14 protein-coding genes are annotated in these 18021 nt (G+C 74.8%); 11 read left to right on the plus strand and 3 right to left on the minus strand.

Annotation, left to right across the window (positions count from 1 at the left end; all coding sequences use genetic code 11):
* Window positions 1-150 precede the first annotated feature (150 nt).
* Entirely contained in the window at window positions 151-315 is a 165-nt protein-coding gene (gene rpmG, locus ACFVYK_RS28345; protein ID WP_190151747.1) for a 50S ribosomal protein L33, read from the minus strand.
* Window positions 316-561: 246 nt separating this feature from the next.
* On the opposite strand from rpmG, the gene ACFVYK_RS28350 reads away from it, so the two are divergent.
* Window positions 562-1233 carry a lipoprotein gene (locus ACFVYK_RS28350; protein ID WP_389778908.1) on the plus strand — a complete coding sequence of 224 codons (672 nt, stop codon included), beginning with the start codon at window positions 562-564 and terminating at the stop codon, window positions 1231-1233.
* A 55-nt stretch (window positions 1234-1288) separates the two neighbouring features.
* On the opposite strand, the gene ACFVYK_RS28355 is transcribed toward ACFVYK_RS28350, so the two are convergent.
* Entirely contained in the window at window positions 1289-2137 is an 849-nt protein-coding gene (locus ACFVYK_RS28355; RefSeq protein ID WP_389778910.1) for a DUF72 domain-containing protein, read from the minus strand.
* Between the two features lie 118 nt (window positions 2138-2255).
* Between ACFVYK_RS28355 and ACFVYK_RS28360 the strand changes: the two genes are divergently transcribed.
* The 3 genes from ACFVYK_RS28360 to ACFVYK_RS28370 all read left to right on the plus strand — a co-directional run bounded on the left by ACFVYK_RS28360 (window position 2256) and on the right by ACFVYK_RS28370 (window position 9166).
* Window positions 2256-4892 (plus strand): SpoIIE family protein phosphatase, encoded by a 2637-nt coding sequence (locus ACFVYK_RS28360; protein WP_389778912.1) that lies wholly within the window; start codon window positions 2256-2258, stop codon window positions 4890-4892.
* A gap of 67 nt (window positions 4893-4959) precedes the next feature.
* Complete coding sequence (locus ACFVYK_RS28365; RefSeq protein ID WP_389778914.1) at window positions 4960-7656, plus strand: SpoIIE family protein phosphatase; 2697 nt, start codon at window positions 4960-4962, stop codon at window positions 7654-7656.
* Between the two features lie 145 nt (window positions 7657-7801).
* Window positions 7802-9166 carry an FAD-dependent oxidoreductase gene (locus tag ACFVYK_RS28370; protein WP_389778916.1) on the plus strand — a complete coding sequence of 455 codons (1365 nt, stop codon included), beginning with the start codon at window positions 7802-7804 and terminating at the stop codon, window positions 9164-9166.
* A 386-nt stretch (window positions 9167-9552) separates the two neighbouring features.
* On the opposite strand, the gene ACFVYK_RS28375 is transcribed toward ACFVYK_RS28370, so the two are convergent.
* Window positions 9553-10038, minus strand: a complete 486-nt coding sequence (locus ACFVYK_RS28375; RefSeq protein WP_389778918.1) for a roadblock/LC7 domain-containing protein — start codon at window positions 10036-10038, stop codon at window positions 9553-9555.
* 804 nt (window positions 10039-10842) lie between these two features.
* Between ACFVYK_RS28375 and ACFVYK_RS28380 the strand changes: the two genes are divergently transcribed.
* The 7 genes from ACFVYK_RS28380 to tgmB all read left to right on the plus strand — a co-directional run bounded on the left by ACFVYK_RS28380 (window position 10843) and on the right by tgmB (window position 17918).
* Window positions 10843-12048: a hypothetical protein gene (locus ACFVYK_RS28380; RefSeq protein WP_389778919.1), complete on the plus strand. Its 1206-nt coding sequence runs from the start codon at window positions 10843-10845 to the stop codon at window positions 12046-12048.
* 106 nt (window positions 12049-12154) lie between these two features.
* A complete protein-coding gene (locus ACFVYK_RS28385; RefSeq protein ID WP_389778921.1) occupies window positions 12155-12724 on the plus strand; it encodes a (2Fe-2S)-binding protein in 570 nt (189 codons plus the stop codon).
* Between the two features lie 3 nt (window positions 12725-12727).
* Window positions 12728-13723 carry an FAD binding domain-containing protein gene (locus ACFVYK_RS28390; protein ID WP_389778923.1) on the plus strand — a complete coding sequence of 332 codons (996 nt, stop codon included), beginning with the start codon at window positions 12728-12730 and terminating at the stop codon, window positions 13721-13723.
* Window positions 13720-15828, plus strand: coding sequence for a xanthine dehydrogenase family protein molybdopterin-binding subunit (locus ACFVYK_RS28395; RefSeq protein WP_389778925.1), 2109 nt, complete (start codon window positions 13720-13722; stop codon window positions 15826-15828). Before ACFVYK_RS28390 ends, ACFVYK_RS28395 begins: the two co-directional genes overlap by 4 nt.
* A 383-nt stretch (window positions 15829-16211) precedes the next feature.
* Window positions 16212-16499: a DUF1232 domain-containing protein gene (locus ACFVYK_RS28400; RefSeq protein ID WP_389778927.1), complete on the plus strand. Its 288-nt coding sequence runs from the start codon at window positions 16212-16214 to the stop codon at window positions 16497-16499.
* 223 nt (window positions 16500-16722) lie between these two features.
* Window positions 16723-16914 carry a putative ATP-grasp-modified RiPP gene (gene tgmA / locus ACFVYK_RS28405; protein WP_389778929.1) on the plus strand — a complete coding sequence of 64 codons (192 nt, stop codon included), beginning with the start codon at window positions 16723-16725 and terminating at the stop codon, window positions 16912-16914.
* A 17-nt stretch (window positions 16915-16931) separates the two neighbouring features.
* A complete protein-coding gene (tgmB, locus tag ACFVYK_RS28410) occupies window positions 16932-17918 on the plus strand; it encodes an ATP-grasp ribosomal peptide maturase (RefSeq protein ID WP_389778931.1) in 987 nt (328 codons plus the stop codon).
* Window positions 17919-18021: the final 103 nt, after the last annotated feature.

The following is an 18021-nucleotide window of genomic DNA, read 5'->3' on the forward strand; positions in this document are numbered from 1 at the left end:
GTTTGGGGTTCCCTGGGGGCGCCGTATTTCACGACACAACACTCGCCCGTTTCCGTACGGGGCCGGGGTGGGTTTCCGCGACCCCGGCCGCCGTGCCCCGGGCGGGCCGCCGTCGCTCAGCGAGCGCGGCGGCCTCGCGCCGTCAGGGCCTCACCTCTCCTCGCGGAAGGAGACGTGCCGGCCGACGACGGGGTCGTACTTGCGCAGGACCAGTCGGTCGGCGTCGTTGCGGCGGTTCTTTCGCGTCACGTAGGCGACACCGGTTCCGGCGGTGGACCTGAGGGTGACGACGGGGCGCGCTGTGCTGCGGGCCATGGGGGGACCTCCTTTCACCGGCTCGCACCTATTGAGCGGTGCATGCCAGTCGCGCGGTACAACGCGGAAGACGCCCGCCGCATTCCTGCACGCCCCGAGCTCTGTCGGCCCCTGGCGGCTCCTGTCGACTCGCGCGCCCGGGGGGAATCTCGGTGGCGGAAGGCACGACCTCCCCGGTTACAGTGCTCCGCCGGTATCGGGCCGGCGTCGAGAGGAGACTCAGCGGTGCGCTTCGGGGTGGGGAACGTGCGGAACACGCGGATCGTGCGACGATGGCTGGCGCCGGCGGCGTGGTCGACGGTGCTGACGGTGCTGCTGACGGGATGCGCGGCCGGGGACGGCGACTCGGACACGGCGGCGGGCCGGGCGGGGGCCTCGGCATCGGCGACCGCGAAGGTCGCCGCGCGCGGCGGGTCCGTGGGGGCCGCCGGATCCGCCTGCGAACTTCCCGTCACCTTCGACGTCGCGGAGTTCTGGAAGGCCAAGGCGGTCGACGCCGCGGGGGCCACCGGCGACCTGGCCGACCTCGCCGACGCGCTGCTGCACCAGGGGCCCGTGACCATGGCCTGCGAGATCGACGCCAAGCCCGCGGGGAAGATCGGGTTCCTGCGCGTGTGGACCGGCGAGCCGGGCGACGCCGACGCGCGCAGCGTGCTGAAGGCCTTCGTGGCCGCCGAGCAGGGGGCGAGCAAGGCCGCCTACCGCGCGTTCACGTCGGGCGGCGTCAAGGGGGCCGAGGTCGAGTACGTCACCACCAGCGAGCTCCTGGACGAGAGCAAGACGGAGCACGCGTTCGCCGTCACCACGCCCAAGGGCCCCGTGGTGCTGCACCTCGGCGGGATGGACACCGGAGAACACGACGCCATGCTCCCGGCGTACGAGCTCGCCAAGAGCACCCTGCGCGTCAGCGCCGCCTGACGGGCACGGGCCCCGGCCGGCTCCCCCGCGGGTCGCCCGGCCGGGGCCGGCCCGGTCAGCCGTCGAGCAGTGCGCGCATCCTCGCGGCGGCGCGTACGGCGGCGTCCCCGCAGCAGTTGTTGAACAGCACATGCACCTGCTCGGCGCGCCGGGCGAGCTCGCGCACCCTCGGCGTCCACTCCGCCAGCTCGGCGTCGGTGTACTCGTGCCGGAAGCGGTCCTCCTTGCTGCCGCTGCCCCAGGCCCGGCTGCGCCCGTGCAGCCGCACGACGGCGAGCCGCTCGCAGGTGACGGGCGTGACCGGCGGTATCGCGGACGCCAGGGACTGCTCCATGTCGACGGCGACGGCGGCGAACCCGTGCGAGCGCAGCAGGTCGGCGGTGATCCGGCGCTGCTCGTCGCCCCGCCACCAGTCCGGATGCCGGAACTCCACGCAGACGGGCCATCCCGCGGTCCGTTCGGCGCACTGGGCGAGGAACGCGCGGGCGCGTACGCCGGGGCGGAACCACGGCGGGAACTGGAAGAGGACGGCGCCCAGCCGGCCCGTCCCGCGCAACGGCTCGATGCCGTCCGCGAACCTGCGCCACACCTCGTCCAGCGCCTTCGGACCGCGGACGTCGTCGGGCAGCCCGGGCGGCAGGACGGCGGACCGGGTGGGGTGGCCGGTCAGCAGCGAGAAGGCCTTCACGTCGAACACGAAGTCCTCCGGGGTCCGCTGCGCCCACAGGCTGCTCGTACGCTCCGCGGGCAGCGCGTAGTAGGTCGCGTCGACCTCGACGACCGGGAAGCGTTCGGCGTAGTGGCGCAACCGGCCCTCCGCGTCCCGCCGGCCGGCGGGATACCAGCCGCTGGAGACCAGCGCCCGGTCCGTCCACGAGCATGCGCCCACCAGAATCTCACCCATGGCGGGGCGGATACCCCGCGCGCAGCGGTTCTCCCGGCCGGCGCGAGGATGCGCATCCGGCCGGATGTGGCGCATTCTTGCTGTGTCGCCCACGCGCGGCACGGACGAGGTAGGGCCGATGACTGGGAGCGCCGGGGACGAGCGGACGCCGTCCGGACCGCCGCCCGCGCTGCTGACCGGGGCCGTGGCGGAGGCGCTGCGGGCGACGGACGGCAGCGCCGGGGGCGTCTACCTGTGCTCCGGCACGTCCGGGCTGCTGCGGCTGGCCGTCCTGACGGGGCTGCCGGGTCCGCTGTTCCGCCCCTGGTGGCGGGTGAACGTCGACCGGCCCTTCCCGGTGGCCGAGGTGCACCGCACGGGCGCACCCGTGGTGCTGGCGAACGCCACGGAGATGATGCGCCGCTATCCGCAGTTCGCCGCGGGCCTGCCCTTCCAGTTCGGCTCCCTGCACGTGCCCGTGACGGCGGGCGGCCGCTCCTTCGGCGTGCTGACCGTGCTGCTCCCGGCCGTCGCCGACGCGGCGGAGGTGCTGGCCGGCCGGGAGCGGCTGACGGCCGTGGCCGACGGCCTGGGCGCGGACCTGCTGCGGCTGGCGGCGCAGGGCGGGCCCGTCACCTGGGACGACGAACCGCTGTGCGTGCGACCGCCGGCCGCGGGGCCGGCCCCCGGGCGCATCGGGCGGTTCACGTGGGATCCGGCGAACGGCGCCGTCACCGTGGACGAGCACGCGCGCAAGCTGCTCCGCCTGTCCGGGGGCGAGTTCCCCGGAACGCTGGACGCCCTGGTCCGGGCCGTCGACGCGACGGACGCCCTGCGGCTGCCCGGCCTGTTCCACCAGACGGCCCAGGGACGCCCGCCGCCGCTGCCGGTGCGGCTGCGCACCGCCGAGGGCGGTCTGCGGCTGCTGGAGCTGTGGGAGGCGACGGACGCGGAGCGGCCGGCCGACGTCCCCTCGGGCTCTCCCGGCGCGCTGCGCCCGGTCGCCGGCGTCCTCTTCGACCCCGGTCCCGGCGCCCTCGCCGACGGGGCCGCCGACCTGCTCCCGGAGGGCGTGTTCTGCCTGGACCGGATGGGGTTCGTCGTCTACGCCAACCCCCGGGCCGGGCAGCTGCTGGGCGTGCCGCGCGACCTGCTGGTCGGCCGCTCGCTGTGGGTCTCCGTGCCGTGGCTGAACCAGCCCACCTACGAGGAGCATCTGCGGGGCGTCCTGCTGGCGCCGGCGCCCGCGCACTTCCATGTGCGGCGCCCCGCCACCGCCGAGCCGTCCTCGGACGGGCGTCCCTACGAGGGCGACTGGCTGCGCGTCTCGCTGTACCCCGGCGCCGACCTGGTCACCTGCACGGCGGTCCCGGCGAACCGGGTGCCGGACGACGCGGCTCCCGAGCCCGCGGACACGGACGCCCCCGCGCCCGACGTCGCGGCGTCGACCGCCCCCTTCTACCGGCCCATCGTGCTGGCCATCGCGCTGACGGAGGCGGTCACGGCCCGGCAGGTGTCGGCGGTGGTGATGCGGGAGCTGCTGCCGGCGTTCGGCGGCGGCATGCTGGCCATCTACCTGCTCCAGGAGCGGCATCTGTACCTGGCGTGGGAGTCCGGCTTCCCCGAGGGCTTCCTCGCGCCGTTCGAGGGGGTGGGGCTGGACGCCCGGCTGCCGGGGGTGGAGACGCTCACCACGGGCCGGCCGCTCTTCTTCGACTCGATGCAGCAGCTCGCGGACGCCTATCCGGGCATCGACCTCGACGCGGACGAGGGCGCCCGGGCCTTCCTCCCGCTGATCTCCTCCGGCCGGCCGGTCGGTTCGTGCATCCTCGGCTTCGACCGCTCGCGCAGCTTCGGCTCCGAAGAGCGCACGGTGCTCACCGCGCTCGCCGGCCTGATCGCCCACGCGATGGAGAAGGCCCAGCGCTACGACACCGAGGCCGCCCTCGCCCGCGGGCTCCAGCAGGCGCTGCTCCCCCGGCGGCTGTCGCAGCACGCGGGCGTGGAGACCACCGGCCGTTATCTGCCGGGCACCGAGGGCATGGACGTGGGCGGCGACTGGTACGACGTCGTGGAGGCGGGGGACGGCCTCGCCCTGGTCATCGGCGACGTGCAGGGGCACGGGGTGCAGGCGGCGGCCACCATGGGGCAGCTGCGCAGCGCGGTGCGGGCGTTCGCGCTGTCCGACCGGCCCCCGCAGGAGGTCATGGGGGGCACCAACCACCTCCTCATCGACCTCGACCCGGGCCAGTTCGCCAGCTGCTGCTACGTCCGGCTGGACCCGGCCACGGGTGTGGCACGGGCCGCCCGCGCCGGGCACCTGCCGCCGCTGCTGCGCCACCCCGACGGCCGCACCGAGGTCGTGGAGCTGCCCGGCGGAGTGGTCCTCGGAGTGGATCCCCGGGCTCACTACCCCGTCACGGAGCTGCGGTTGGAACCGGGCGCGATCCTCGCCCTGTACACGGACGGGCTGGTCGAGCGGCCCGGCCACGACATCGACGAGGGCATCTCGGCGCTGCGCAGGGCCCTGGCCGAGGCCGGCGGGCCGCCGCAGCGGCCCCGGATCCGGGCCGGCGGCCCGGCGCGGGCGTCTACGGCGGGCGTGGGCGCTCCGGTGGCCGGCGCCGGCGCCGAGGGCGGGTCCGGACGTTCCCTCGAGGACGTCGCCGACCGGCTCACCGCGCTGGCCCGGCAGACCGCCGACCGGCCCGACGACATCGCCCTGCTCCTGGCCACCCGGCGCGCGAGGCGGGAAGATCACCCGAGGCGAGCATGAGCGACGCGTCCTGTGACCGAGTGTGACGCCCCTCGCCTCATCCGGCCGGGCAGTGTAGACATGGCACATGGTCCGACTCCTGGGGCGCTCGGATGCCCGGCCGGCCCGTCGTCCCCGGGGCCCGGGGGTGCGGCGTACGCCCGAGTCCACGCTCGGCGGGCGCAGTCTCGCCGCGCAGGTGTTCGTCCTGCAGGTGGTCATCGTGCTGCTGCTGGTGGTGGCCGCCGTGGTGGCGCTGCTGCTCCAGGTGCGGCACGACACCACCCAGGAGGCCCGCAACCGGTCCCTCGCCGTCGCCCAGACGTTCGCCAACTCCCCCGGCATGGTGGCGGCGCTCAAGAGCCCCGACCCGACGGCCCTCCTGCAGCCCCGCGCCGAGGCCGCCCGCAAGGCCTCGGACATGGACTTCATCGTCGTCATGAACACCGACGGCATCCGCTACACCCATCCCAAGCCGGACCGCATCGGGAAGAAGTTCGTCGGGAACATCCAGCCGGCGCTGGACGGCGGAGTCGTGGTCGAGGAGGTCGACGGGACGATCGGCCGGCTGGTGCAGGCCGTGGTTCCCGTGCGGGCGCCCGACGGCGAGATCGTCGGGCTGGTGTCGTCGGGCATCACCACCGCGCACGTCGGCGGCACCGCGGACCGTCAGCTTCCCCTCCTGCTGGCCAGCGCCGCCGTCGCCCTCGCCCTGGCCACGGCGGGCACCGCGCTGGTCAGCCGTCGGCTGCTGCGCCAGACCCACGGTCTCGGGCCGCGCGAGATGACCCGCATGTACGAGCACCACGACGCCGTGCTGCACGCCGTGCGTGAAGGCGTGATCATCGTCGGCGGCGAGGGCGACCTGCTGCTCGCCAACGACGAGGCGCAGCGCCTGCTCGACCTGCCCCCGGACGCCGAACGCCGGCAGGTCCTCGACCTGGGCCTGGACCGGGACACCGCCGAGCTGCTGGCCTCCGGACGGATGGTCACCGACGAGGTGCACCTGGTCGGGGACCGGCTGCTGGCGATCAACCAGCGGCCCACCGACCTGGCGGGCGGGCCCGCGGGCAGCGTCGCCACCCTGCGCGACTCCACCGAGCTGCGCGCCCTGTCGGGCCGGGCGGAGGCGACCCGTGAGCGCCTCGACATGCTCTACGCGGCCGGGGTGGGCATCGGCACGAGCCTGGACGTGGCCCGTACCGCCGAGGAGCTGACGGAGCTGGCCGTGCCGCGGTTCGCGGACTTCGCCACCGTCGACCTCTTCGACGCCGTGCTGGACGGCGAGGAGCCGGAGGCGCGCGGCGCGCTGCGGCGCACGGCGGTCGGCGCGATCCGCAAGGGCGCGCCGCTGTACGCGGTGGGCGAGCGGATCCGGTTCGTGGAGACCTCGCCGCAGGCGCGCAGTCTGCGCGACGCGCGGGCCTTCCTGGAGGCCCGCCTGGCCCGGGCGCCGGGCTGGCGCGCCCAGGACCTGGAACGCACCGAGCAGGTCGTGGAGTTCGGCATCCACTCGCTGATCACGGTCCCCGTGCGGGCCGGGTCCCTGATCCTGGGCGTGGTCAGTTTCTGGCGTTCGGAGCGGCCCGACCCGTTCGATCCGGACGAGGTGGTGCTCGCGGAGGAGCTGGTGGCGCGGGCCGCGATCTCCATCGACAACGCGCGCCGCTTCACCCGGGAGCACGGCATGGCCGTCACGTTGCAGCGCAGCCTGCTGCCGCGCACCCTGCCGGAGCAGAACGCCCTGGACATCGCCTACCGGTACCTGCCGGCCCAGGCGGGCGTGGGCGGCGACTGGTTCGACGTGCTGCCCCTGTCGGGGGCCCGGGTCGCGCTGGTGGTGGGCGACGTGGTGGGCCACGGCCTGCACGCGGCGGCGACCATGGGCCGGCTGCGCACCGCGGTCCACAACTTCTCCGCCCTGGACCTGGCGCCGGAGGAACTCCTCGGACTGCTGGACGAGTTGGTGACGCGCATCGACCAGGACGAGGCGGACGACAGCGCCAACGCGCCGGTGACCGGGGCGACCTGTCTGTACGCCATCTACGATCCGGTCTCCCGGCGCTGCACGATCGCCCGGGCCGGCCACCCGCCGCCGGCGCTGGTCCACCCCGACGGTCGGGTCGAGTACCTGGAGGTGCCGGCCGGGCTTCCGCTCGGGCTGGGCGGCCTGCCGTTCGAGACGGTGGAGCTGGAACTGACCGAGGGCAGCCGGCTGGTGCTGTACACCGACGGGCTGGTGGAGGACCGGGTACGGGACATCGACACCGGTCTGGAGCTGCTGCGCACCGCTCTGGAGCGGGGCGCCGGCGGTTCGCCGGAGCAGATCTGCCAGGGCGTCCTGGGCGCCCTGCTGCCGGCCCGCCCGAACGACGACATCGCCCTGATCGTCGCGCACACCCGGGCGCTGGGCGCCGACCGGGTCGCCGAGTGGGACGTGCCGATGGACCCGGCGGCGGTGGGCGAGGTGCGGGCGGCGGTGGTGCGGCAGCTGGCGCGCTGGGACCTGGAGGAGCTGTCCTTCACGACGGAGCTGATCCTGAGCGAGCTGGTGACCAACGCGCTCCGCTACGGCAGCGCGCCCGTGGGGGTGCGCCTGCTGCGCGACCGCACCCTGATCTGCGAGGTCTCCGACAGCAGCAGCACCTCGCCGCATCTGCGGTACGCGGCCATGACCGACGAGGGCGGACGCGGGCTGTTCCTGGTGGCGCAGCTCACCGACCGCTGGGGCACCCGCTACACGCCCAAGGGCAAGGTCATCTGGGCCGAACAGCCCCTGCAGTGAGGCCTGTCGGCCGGCACGCCGTCCGGCCGCACCGCTCATCAATGATGCTTATGAGTCCATAGACCGGACCCGCGTACCGGGTTAGGCATGCCTCAGCTTAGGCTTCCCCCGAGTCGATGTATCGCCACTCGAAGGGAACCTGATCATGCCCCGCCCCCTGCGGGTAGCCATTGTCGGAGCCGGCCCCGCCGGGATCTACGCCGCCGACGCGCTGCTCAAGTCCGATGTGGCCGCCGACCCGGGTGTCTCCGTCGACCTCTTCGAGCGCATGCCGGCCCCGTTCGGCCTGATCCGCTACGGCGTCGCCCCGGACCACCCGCGCATCAAGGGCATCATCACCGCCCTGCACCAGGTCCTCGACAAGCCGCAGATCCGTCTCTTCGGCAACGTCGACTACCCGACCGACATCAGCCTGGACGACCTGCGCGCCTTCTACGACGCGGTGATCTTCTCGACCGGCGCGACGGCCGACCGCGACATGTCGGTCCCCGGCGTCGAGCTCGACGGCTCCTACGGGGCCGCGGACTTCGTCTCCTGGTACGACGGCCACCCCGACGTGCCGCGCACCTGGCCGCTGGACGCCGAGAAGGTGGCGGTCCTGGGCGTCGGCAACGTCGCCCTGGACGTGGCCCGGATCCTGGCCAAGACGGCGGACGAGCTGCTGCCGACGGAGATCCCGGCCAACGTCCACGAGGGCCTGAAGGCCAACAGGGCGCGGGAGATCCACGTCTTCGGCCGGCGCGGTCCGGCGCAGGCGAAGTTCTCCCCGATGGAGCTGCGGGAGCTGGACCACTCCCCCACCATCGAGGTCATCGTCGACCCCGAGGACATCGACTACGACGAGGGCTCGATCGCGACCCGGCGCGGCAACAAGCAGGCCGACATGGTCGCCAAGACGCTGGAGAACTGGGCGATCCGTGACGTGGGCGATCGTCCGCACAAGCTGTTCCTGCACTTCTTCGAGTCGCCGGCCGAGATCCTGGGCGCGGACGGCAAGGTCGTCGGCCTGCGCACCGAGCGCACCGCCCTGGACGGCACCGGCAACGTCAAGGGCACCGGCGAGTTCAAGGACTGGGACGTCACCGCGGTCTACCGTGCGGTCGGCTACCTCTCCGACAAGCTCCCGAAGCTGCCGTGGGACCTCGACTCGGGCACCGTCCCGGACGAGGGCGGCCGCGTCATCGAGGAGTCCGGAGAGCACCTGCAGTCGACATACGTCACGGGCTGGATCCGGCGCGGCCCGATCGGTCTGATCGGCCACACCAAGGGCGACGCCAACGAGACGGTGTCCAACCTGCTGGCCGACCACGCGGGCGGCCGTCTGCACACGCCCGTCTCGCCCGAGCCGGAGGCCGTGGACGCGTTCCTCGCCGAGCGGGAGGTCCGCTTCACCACCTGGGAGGGCTGGTACCGGCTGGACGCCGCCGAGAAGGCGCTGGGCGAGCCGCAGGGCCGCGAGCGCGTGAAGATCGTCGAGCGCGAGGACATGCTGCGCGCGAGCGGCGCGTAAGCACGATGAGGGGCTCGGAGGGAAACCCCCCGAGCCCCTTGCGCCGTGCCCCTTCCGCCTTCGCCTTCCGCCGTCCGGCCTTTCGCCGTCCGGCCTTCCGCCGGTCGCTTCCGTCAGCGGGAGGGGCGGGTGCGGGTGCGGAGAGCGTCGGCAGTCGCGCCGAGCGGACCGGCGGCCCCGACCGTGGGAACACCCCGGCTGGTTCCCGGCGGGTTCAGCGCGCCCTCGTTCGACACGGGCGCCGGACCGGAACGGGCCGCCGGACGCCGCCGCGGTCCCGGCGCGGGCGCGGGCGCGGGGAAGCGGGCGGCGGGCGGTGACCCGGCGTCCGGCCGTCCGCCGGAGCCGTTCCCGAACCCGGACGGGACCGGGCCGCCCGGGTTCGTTCAGGGCCGGTGCCGGGACTGCGGCGGAATACGCAGGGGCAGTGCGCCGAGGGGGCGGCCCCCGGGCGGACGCGCGGGGGGCTCGCCGCCGCCGGCCTGGAGCCGTTCGCCGGCCGACCGGGTCGCCATCAGCGCCCCGATGCGCGCGCCGCCCCGCCGTCCCTCCAGATGCAGACGTCCGACGTTGACCCGGTCGCCGGCGAGCAGCGTCAGGACGGCGGAGGGACCGGCCGCGTAGGTCGCGAGGTAGCCCGCGGCGCCGCGCACCAGCAGTTCGCAGAACTCGCCGCGGGCCGAGAGGTCCACCATCCGACGCCCGACGCCGAGAGCCGCGGCGGTGAGCGCGGCCAGCCCTTCCGGCTGCACGTCCGGCATGTCCTGGGCGAGGACGAGACCGTCGGTGCTCGCCGCCAGTGCCCCCGTCAGCTGCGGCACGCGGGCGCGCAGCCGGTGCAGTTCGTTCAGAACCTCGGCCTCGACGGCCATGACCGGTGTCCCTTCGGCGCGTTGTCGACTGAAGCGGATCAAGTGCGGTGCGACGCGGGGTGGTTCAGGTTCTCCTGAGGCTACGGAAAGCGGCGGCCGAAAGCGACGGCTTCGGCATTTTCCTCTGGCATGCCCAGCCTCCGTCCGCACGAGGGTCCGCACCGCCGCCGCGCCGGTCGCGCCTCGGCGGTCGTGTGTCGCCGCACCGGGCGCGGGAGGAGGGGGGCGCTGTCGGGGCGGCCGACGGCGGTCTCGCTGGTCGGGCGGCGGGGAGAAAGAACGCGTGGCCGCCGCGCGAGCCGAGGGACTGGGCGACCCGGTCGAGATCGTCCCGCCCGCGGACGCGTCCTCCGCGTACGTGGTCAGGCAGGTGCAGCGCAGCTGGCCCGAGAAGCAGGACGCCGTCGTCTCGGCGGCGAGCCGCTCGTCCCCGCCCTCCCGCGCTGGTGACCGCGTGCGCGCCCGCGCGCGATGCGCTCGGCGGGCGCGCGGACAGGGCTCGCCCCTACGCGGATGGTGGGCGGGCCCTGTCCACAGGACCCGATTCTCCGGCCCCGGGGGACGGCGGGCCCATGGGTGCGGGGCCGTCGGCCCTGGTGTGCGGCGCACACCCCGTGCGAGCGCCGCACACCCCCCGCGAGGTCGCCGGGATCGGTACGCGTGACGCGTCCCGCGCTGGGGAAGGCGCACCCCCGACAGCGGCGGCGCGGGCCCCCGCGCCGCCGACCCCCGCTTGATCGCGCACGCCCCGCGGCGAGCGATACTGGCCTGCACACCCTCGCCGCCCTGTCGTCGCTCGCCCTCATGAATGGAGTCACGCACATCTCCGCGACCGTTCCGCCCACCACTCCGTCCACGGTGTGGCAGTCCCGTGGCCGCCACACCGGCCCCACCGCGCCCGACGTCCTGCGCAAGAACCTCCAGGCGCGCAAGGACGCGGCCACCCTCCAGGACTTCAGGGAACTGACCGCCGCCGACGCCCCCGAGGGGGACCTGACCTTCGAAGCCCGGTGGCTGGTGGACGAGGAGGTGACCGTCCGCGCCCGGCTCACCCTCGCCGAGTGGTCGGGCCGGGGCCAGGAGTGGACGCTGACGGCGGAGGCCGAGCGCCCCTGGGACCTGCGCTGGCCGTCGCCCGCCGGCATGTTCTGGCCGTGGGAGGCGGACGCCCTGTGGGGGCACGAGACCGTCACCGGCGAGCGCTACCTCGACGTCAACCCGTTGCCCGCGGACGACAAGGAGCTGCGGCGCGCGCTGCGCAACGCCCAGCGCGACACCTGGACGGTGCATCTCGTCGTCCACGAGGCCATGACGCCCGACGAGCGGGGGAAGCGCTCGCTGGTCCCGCTGCTCCCGCCCGGTCTGCAGCACCGGGTCGTCGAGCACCGGGCGGCCCCCCACCAGCTGCGGACCGTGAACTGGGCCCTCAAGGAGTCGGGGGTGGAGCTGCCGCGCGGCGGCGCCCTGGTGCTGCCCGGCTCGCCTGCCCCGGCCGACTACGACGCCGCCGACTTCACGGTGCGCACCGTGTTCCTGGACGGCACGCACCCCACCGAGCTGCTGGACGCCGTCCAGCGCTTCGCGGCACTGCCCCGGCCGCTGCCGGAGGACGCCGACGCCGCGCTCACCGCGTTGCGGGAGCACTGGCAGCTGCTGACGCTGGAGGAGGAGCTCGCCCGTGAACGCGGGCTCGTGGCGATGTACAAGGAGGCGCTGGAGGCGATGACGCAGTCCCGGGACCTGTACCGGGAGGCGGCCGAGCACGCCCACGAGGCGCTGGCCGCGTACCGGGAAGCGGCGGCCGAGGCCGGGGAGGCGCGGCCGGCCCCCGCCCGCCGCGCCGGCTCGCCCTTCCAGCAGCTGGGCCGCACCCTGGAGCGCTTCAGGGAGTCGACCAAGGCTCTGCGCCCGCTGCCCACGGCGTCCGCCGCAGCTCCCGTCGAGCCGGCGGAGCCGGACGGCGCCCTCCCCGACGGCGAGGACGGCGCGGCCGGGCCGGGCACCCGGTAGGAGTCGCGGGCGTCCCGGGGGGATCGCCCCGCGTCCGCACGTGTCATGTGCTCCCTTCTGGATACGCGGTCCCCACGGCACACGGACCGCCCGAAGGGACCAGGACATGGGCACCGAGCACGGCCCCCGGTCGTCGCCCCACCGCTCCGAGACGACGCTGCGCGTCAACGGCAAGTCGCACACCCTCACCGTCGATCACCGCCGCGTCCTGCTGGACCTGCTGCGGGAGGACCTCGACCTCACCGGGGCGAAGAAGGGCTGCGACCACGGTCAGTGCGGGGCCTGCACGGTCCTCGTCGACGGGCGGCGCGTCAACAGCTGTCTGCTGCTCGCCGTCGCGCTGGACGGCTGTGACGTGACGACCGTCGAAGGCCTGTCCGGCGACGGCGAGGGCCCCCACCCGCTGCAGCGGGCCTTCCTGGAGCGCGACGCCTTCCAGTGCGGTTACTGCACGCCCGGGCAGCTCTGCTCGGCTGTCGGCGTGCTCGCCGAGGCGGAGGCGGGACACCCCTCCCACGTCACCGACCCGTCGGAGCCCTCCGGCCGGCCGGTCCCGCTGGACCGCGACGAGATCCGCGAGCGGCTCAGCGGCAACCTGTGCCGGTGCGGCGCGTACCCCCGCATCGTCGACGCGGTCGAGGACGTGACCGGCCCCGGCCCCGACCCGAGGACGTGACCCGTGGAATCCTTCGCCTACGTACGGGCCACCAGCCTCGCGGAGGCCGCCGAGGCCTTCGCCGCGCACCCCGGCGCACGCTATCTGGGCGGCGGCACCAACCTCGTCGACCTGATGAAGCTCGGGGTGGAACGCCCCACCGCGCTCGTCGACGTCACCCGGCTGCCGCTGGACCGGGTGACGGAGCTGCCGGACGGCTCGCTACGGATCGGGGCCCTGGTGCGCAACAGCGACCTGGCGGCGCACCCGCGTGTGCGCGACGGCTGGCCGGCCCTGTCCCAGGCGGTGCTGGCGGGCGCCTCGGGCCAGCTGCGCAACGCCGCCACCACCGGCGGCAACCTGCTGCAGCGCACCCGGTGCCCGTACTTCCAGGACGTCTCCAAGCCGTGCAACAAACGACAGCCGGGCAGCGGCTGCGCCGCCCTCGACGGCGTCCACCGCGACCACGCGGTGCTCGGACACTCCGAGCAGTGCATCGCCACCGATCCGTCCGACATGGGTGTGGCCCTGGCCGCGCTGGACGCCGAGGTCGAGCTGTACGGCGCGGCGGGGGTGCGCCGGGTGGCGGCGGCGGACTTCCACCGGCTGCCCGGCGCGCACCCGGAGCGCGACACCGTCATCGAGCCCGGCGAGCTGGTCACCGCCGTCCTGCTGCCGGCCGCCTCCGCCGGGCTGCCGTCCGCGTACCGCAAGGCGCGCGACCGGGCGTCGTACGCCTTCGCGCTGGCCTCCGTCGCCGCGGTGCTGGAGGTCGCCGACGGGGTCGTCGCGCACGTGGGGATCGCCTTCGGGGCGCTGGCCCACCGGCCCTGGCGGGCGAGGCTCGCCGAGGAGGCCCTGCTGGGCGCGGCCCCCACCCGGGCCGCCTTCGAACGGGCCGCCGACCTGGAGCTGGCCGCGGCCCGGCCGCTGCGCGACAACGCCTACAAACCGCCGCTGGCCCGCAACCTGGCCGTCGACGTCCTGTCGCGGCTCGTGCCCCAGGAGGAGGACTCATGACCGCGGTGGGCGCACCCGCCGAGCGGCGGGAAGGCCTGGAGAAGGTCACCGGCGCCGCCCGCTACGCCGCCGAACAACCCCTCCCCGGGCGGCTGTTCGCCCGTCCGGTGCCGGCGACGGTGGCGCGCGGCGAGGTGACCGGGATCGACCCCTCGGCGGCCCTGGCCCTGCCCGGCGTCGTCACCGTCCTCACCCCTGACGACGCGCCCCGCCTCGCCGAGCCCGACGACCCCACCCTCGCCGTGCTGCAGAACCCCGAGGTGCCGCACCGGGGCTGGTTCGTCGCCCTGGTGGTGGCCGACAGCCCGGAGGCGGCGCGGGCCGGGGCCGGCGCGGTGCGCGTCGCCTACGCGGAGGAGACCCCCGACGTGGCGCTGCACGCCGGGCACCCGCGGGCGTACGTCCCGGAGGAGATCAACGGCACGTATCCGGGCGAGCGACGGAAGGGCGACGCCGAGGGCGCCTTCGCCGCCGCGGACGTCCGGGTCGACGTCGGCTACCAGGTGCCGCCGCTGCACAACCACCCCATGGAGCCGCACGCCAGCACCGCGCACTGGGACGGCGAGCGGCTCGTGGTGCACACCTCCAGCCAGGGCACCACGGCCGTGCGCACCGCGCTCGCCCAGATGTTCGCGTTGGCGGAGGAGCGGATCACGGTCGTCGCCGAACACGTGGGCGGGGGCTTCGGCTCCAAGGGCACGCCCCGGCCCGACGTGGTGCTCGCCGCGATGGCCGCCCGGCACACGGGCCGCCCGGTCACCGTGGTGCTCCCCCGCCGGGTGATGCCCACCTCCGTCGGCCACCGGGCGCCCACCCTGCACCGGTTGCGGCTGGGCGCGGACCACGACGGCCGGCTCACGTCGCTCACGCACGAGGTGACCACGTACACGTCACGGATCAAGGAGTTCGTCGAGTACGCGGCCGTCCCGGCCGGCGTCATGTACGCCGCCCCGCACCGGCACACCGTGCACCGGGTGGTCCGGCTCGACGTCCCGACGCCGTCGTGGATGCGCGCCCCCGGCGAGGCGCCCGGCATGTACGCGCTGGAGTCGGCCATGGACGAACTGGCCGACGCGCTCGGGATGGACCCCGTCGAGCTGCGGATCCGCAACGAGCCGGACGCCGAGCCCGACAGCGGCAAGCCGTTCAGCAGCCGCCATCTCGTCGAGTGCCTGCGCGAGGGCGCCCGACGGTTCGGCTGGGAGGGCCGCGATCCCCGCCCACGGGCCCGGGCCGAGGGACCGTGGCTGCTGGGCACGGGGGTGGCCGCCGCCACCTATCCCGTGCAGGTCTACCCGTCGGCCGCGGCGGCGTGCGCGCTGCCGGACGGGTCCTTCCTCGTCGAGGTGAACGCCGCCGACATCGGCACCGGCGCCCGAACGGTGCTGGCGCAGATCGCGGCGGACGCCCTGGACGTCCCCCTGGAACGGGTGCGGATCCGGGTGGGCAGCAGCGATCTGCCGGCGGCGCCGCTGGCGGGCGGCTCCTCGGGCACCGCCTCCTGGGGCTGGGCGGTCCACGAGGCCTGCGGACGGCTCGCCGCGCGACTCGCCGCGCGCCGGGGCCCGTTGCCCGAAGGGGGGATACGGGAGAGCGCCGACACCGAGGGGACGGCCGACGCCGAGAGCGCCTACGCGCGGCACGCGTTCGGCGCGCACTTCGCCGAGGTCGCCGTGGACACGGTGACGGGCGAGGTGCGGGTGCGCCGGCTGCTCGGGGTGTACGCGGCGGGCCGCATCCTCAACCCCCGCACCGCGCGCTCGCAGTTCGTCGGCGGCATGACGATGGGCCTGGGCATGGCGCTGACCGAGGGCAGCACCATGGACACCGCCTTCGGCGACTTCCCCGGCTCCGACCTCGCCGGCTACCACGTGCCCGCGCACGCCGACGTGCCCGACGTCGAGGCGCACTGGCTCGACGAACACGACCCGCACCTCAACCCCGTGGGCGGCAAGGGGATCGGCGAGATCGGCATCGTCGGCACGGCGGCGGCCGTCGGCAACGCCGTGCACCACGCCACGGGAATCCGCTTCCGGGAACCTCCGCTGACCCCCGACCGGGTACTGACGGGTCTGCTGCAGAGCCCCCGCCCCGCCTCCACCTGAGCGCCGAGCGGACCTGGCCGACGGGCACCGGGGTCCGTCCGGCCCGAACCCGCCCCCCGACGCGTTCGGGGCCGGACCGGGCCCGCTCCCGCGCGCCCGCGCGGCGCCACGGCCGGGTACTCACCGGGTACTCGGCCTGACCCAGGCGAGTGGGCGAGCAGCTCCCCGTCACCGGGTCCGCCCGGCGCACTCCGCCACTCGGACGCGCCACCCCGGTGAGACGCGTCCGATGCGGTATTCCGGCCGGAAGCGGGAATCCGGGAACCGAAAGCGGGGAAATCGACAGACAGGGACCCCGCGCCAGGGTCCGCACCGTGCCAGACACGGACAGAGCAGGACAAAGAGAGCAGCAGCCGCCGCGCGACGGACCACCGGGAGGGCCCGTGGATGCGCCAACCACGCTCGTCGTCGTCGCGGCGGTGGCGGCCGTCGCCCTGTTCGCCGTGGCCGCCACGGTGCTGGTGCGCCTGGTCCGCGCCCGCCGGGGTCTGAGGCGCGCGGGACTGCCCACCGGTCCGCGCTGGGTCTTCTGGGGGGCGGTCCTGTACTTCGTGCTGCCGACCGACATCCTGCCGGACCCCGTCTACCTCGACGACATCGGCGTCCTCCTGCTGGCCCTGCGCACCATGCGCCGCGCGCCCGAGAGCAGCCCCGAGCGCCTTCCCGACTGACCGCTCGGGAAGACGTTTTCGCCCCCGCTCGACCCGATCTCCCCTGCTCCACGCCCTGTTCGGCGCCCGACTTTCCGGTGATCACGGAGAGTGAGGAAACCAACCACCCGTTCGACTCGTATAAGTGACTGAAGGTCGCGTCCATCCAGCACCACGCAGCGGGCCCGAGTGACGTCGCACAGCGGCACCGCTTGATCGAAGCAGTACCGACGAGGGAGAAACGATGAAACCGTTCACGCTCAACTACGCACGCCCAGCGGCGGAGTTGGAGTTCGCCACTCCGTACGCCTACGATCACGGACTGCAGTTGAACGTACTCCTCGACGGCCGGATCGCCGCGCGCGACCACGCCCTCCTGAGAGAACTCGGGACGACGACCTCGACGGCGGGTTCCAAGACCCACTTCGACGACTGAACACGGGCCGAAGCGACATGACCGTGCTCATTCTGACCTGTGAAGAGGACGTGACGGCGGACATGGTGGTCGTGCACCTGAACGCCGCCGGCGTCCCGGTCGTCCGGCTCGACCCCGGCGACCTGACCCATACCGTCGCGCTCTCCGGCGAGTTCGTGCACGGGGCCTTCCGGGGCCACCTGTCGTCCGCCGGCCGGCTGGTGAGCCTCGACGGGCTCAGGTCGGTGTGGGTGCGCCGTCCCGGCGCCCCCGCGGCCCGGGCGCCGGAGCCGTCGGCCTGGCTCACGGAGGAGTCCTCACAGGCGCTGTACGGCATGCTCCGCGGTACCGGAGCACGCTGGATGAACCACCCGGACGCCGCCGCGCGCGCCCGGCACAAGCCCTGGCAGCTCCGGCTCGCGCAGCGCTGCGGCCTGCCCGTGCCGGCCACCCTCATCACCACGTTCCCGCAGGCGGCGCGCGAGTTCGCCGACCGCTACCCGGATCTCGTGGTCAAGCCCGTCTCCGGGGCGCACCCGCAGGATCCGCCCCGCGCGGTGCCCACCACCCGGGTGCCGCCGGGCGCGGACTTCGCCGCCGTGGCCTACGGTCCGACGCTGCTGCAGCGCCGGGTGGCCAAGCGGGCCGACATACGGCTGACCGCCGTCGGCGACCGCCTGCTGGCCGCCCGCAAGGAGAGCGTCCCCGGCGGCGACCCCGACGTGGTCGACGTGCGCTTCTCGCCGTCCACCACGCCCTGGCGTCCCGCCGAGGTCCCGCCGCGGCTCGGCGAGGCCGTGCGCGGGTATCTGCGCGAGGCGGAACTGGCCTACGGGGCCTTCGACTTCGCGGAGGACGCCGACGGGACGTGGTGGTTCCTGGAGTGCAACCAGTCGGGACAGTTCGGCTTCGTGGAGGTGGACACCGGTCAGCCGATCGCCCGCACCATCGCGCAGTGGCTGGCCGGCCCACCCCCCGAGTCCGGCGCGCGGCACGCCAACTGGTGCGGTTCCGCCGCCACCTGACGCACCGGGGCGGGGGGGGGGGGGGGAAAAAAGAACCCCCCCCCCCCCGGGGGGGCCAGGGCGCCCCCCCCCCCGACAACCACCCCCCCCGGCCGGACGGTAA

Origin of the sequence: Streptomyces sp. NPDC058291, assembly GCF_042880855.1 — a bacterium.
GTDB lineage: Bacteria > Actinomycetota > Actinomycetes > Streptomycetales > Streptomycetaceae > Streptomyces.

Bases quoted from the DNA above. Each gene is read 5' to 3' on its own strand.
- tgmA (WP_389778929.1), top strand. From the start codon at position 16,723: ATGAAACCGTTCACGCTCAACTACGCACGCCCAGCGGCGGAGTTGGAG.
- ACFVYK_RS28395 (WP_389778925.1), top strand. From the start codon at position 13,720: ATGACCGCGGTGGGCGCACCCGCCGAGCGGCGGGAAGGCCTGGAGAAG.
- rpmG (WP_190151747.1), bottom strand. From the start codon at position 315: ATGGCCCGCAGCACAGCGCGCCCCGTCGTCACCCTCAGGTCCACCGCC.
- ACFVYK_RS28370 (WP_389778916.1), top strand. From the start codon at position 7,802: ATGCCCCGCCCCCTGCGGGTAGCCATTGTCGGAGCCGGCCCCGCCGGG.
- ACFVYK_RS28365 (WP_389778914.1), top strand. From the start codon at position 4,960: ATGGTCCGACTCCTGGGGCGCTCGGATGCCCGGCCGGCCCGTCGTCCC.
- tgmB (WP_389778931.1), top strand. From the start codon at position 16,932: ATGACCGTGCTCATTCTGACCTGTGAAGAGGACGTGACGGCGGACATG.
- ACFVYK_RS28360 (WP_389778912.1), top strand. From the start codon at position 2,256: ATGACTGGGAGCGCCGGGGACGAGCGGACGCCGTCCGGACCGCCGCCC.
- ACFVYK_RS28375 (WP_389778918.1), bottom strand. From the start codon at position 10,038: ATGGCCGTCGAGGCCGAGGTTCTGAACGAACTGCACCGGCTGCGCGCC.
- ACFVYK_RS28385 (WP_389778921.1), top strand. From the start codon at position 12,155: ATGGGCACCGAGCACGGCCCCCGGTCGTCGCCCCACCGCTCCGAGACG.
- ACFVYK_RS28355 (WP_389778910.1), bottom strand. From the start codon at position 2,137: ATGGGTGAGATTCTGGTGGGCGCATGCTCGTGGACGGACCGGGCGCTG.
- ACFVYK_RS28380 (WP_389778919.1), top strand. From the start codon at position 10,843: ATGAATGGAGTCACGCACATCTCCGCGACCGTTCCGCCCACCACTCCG.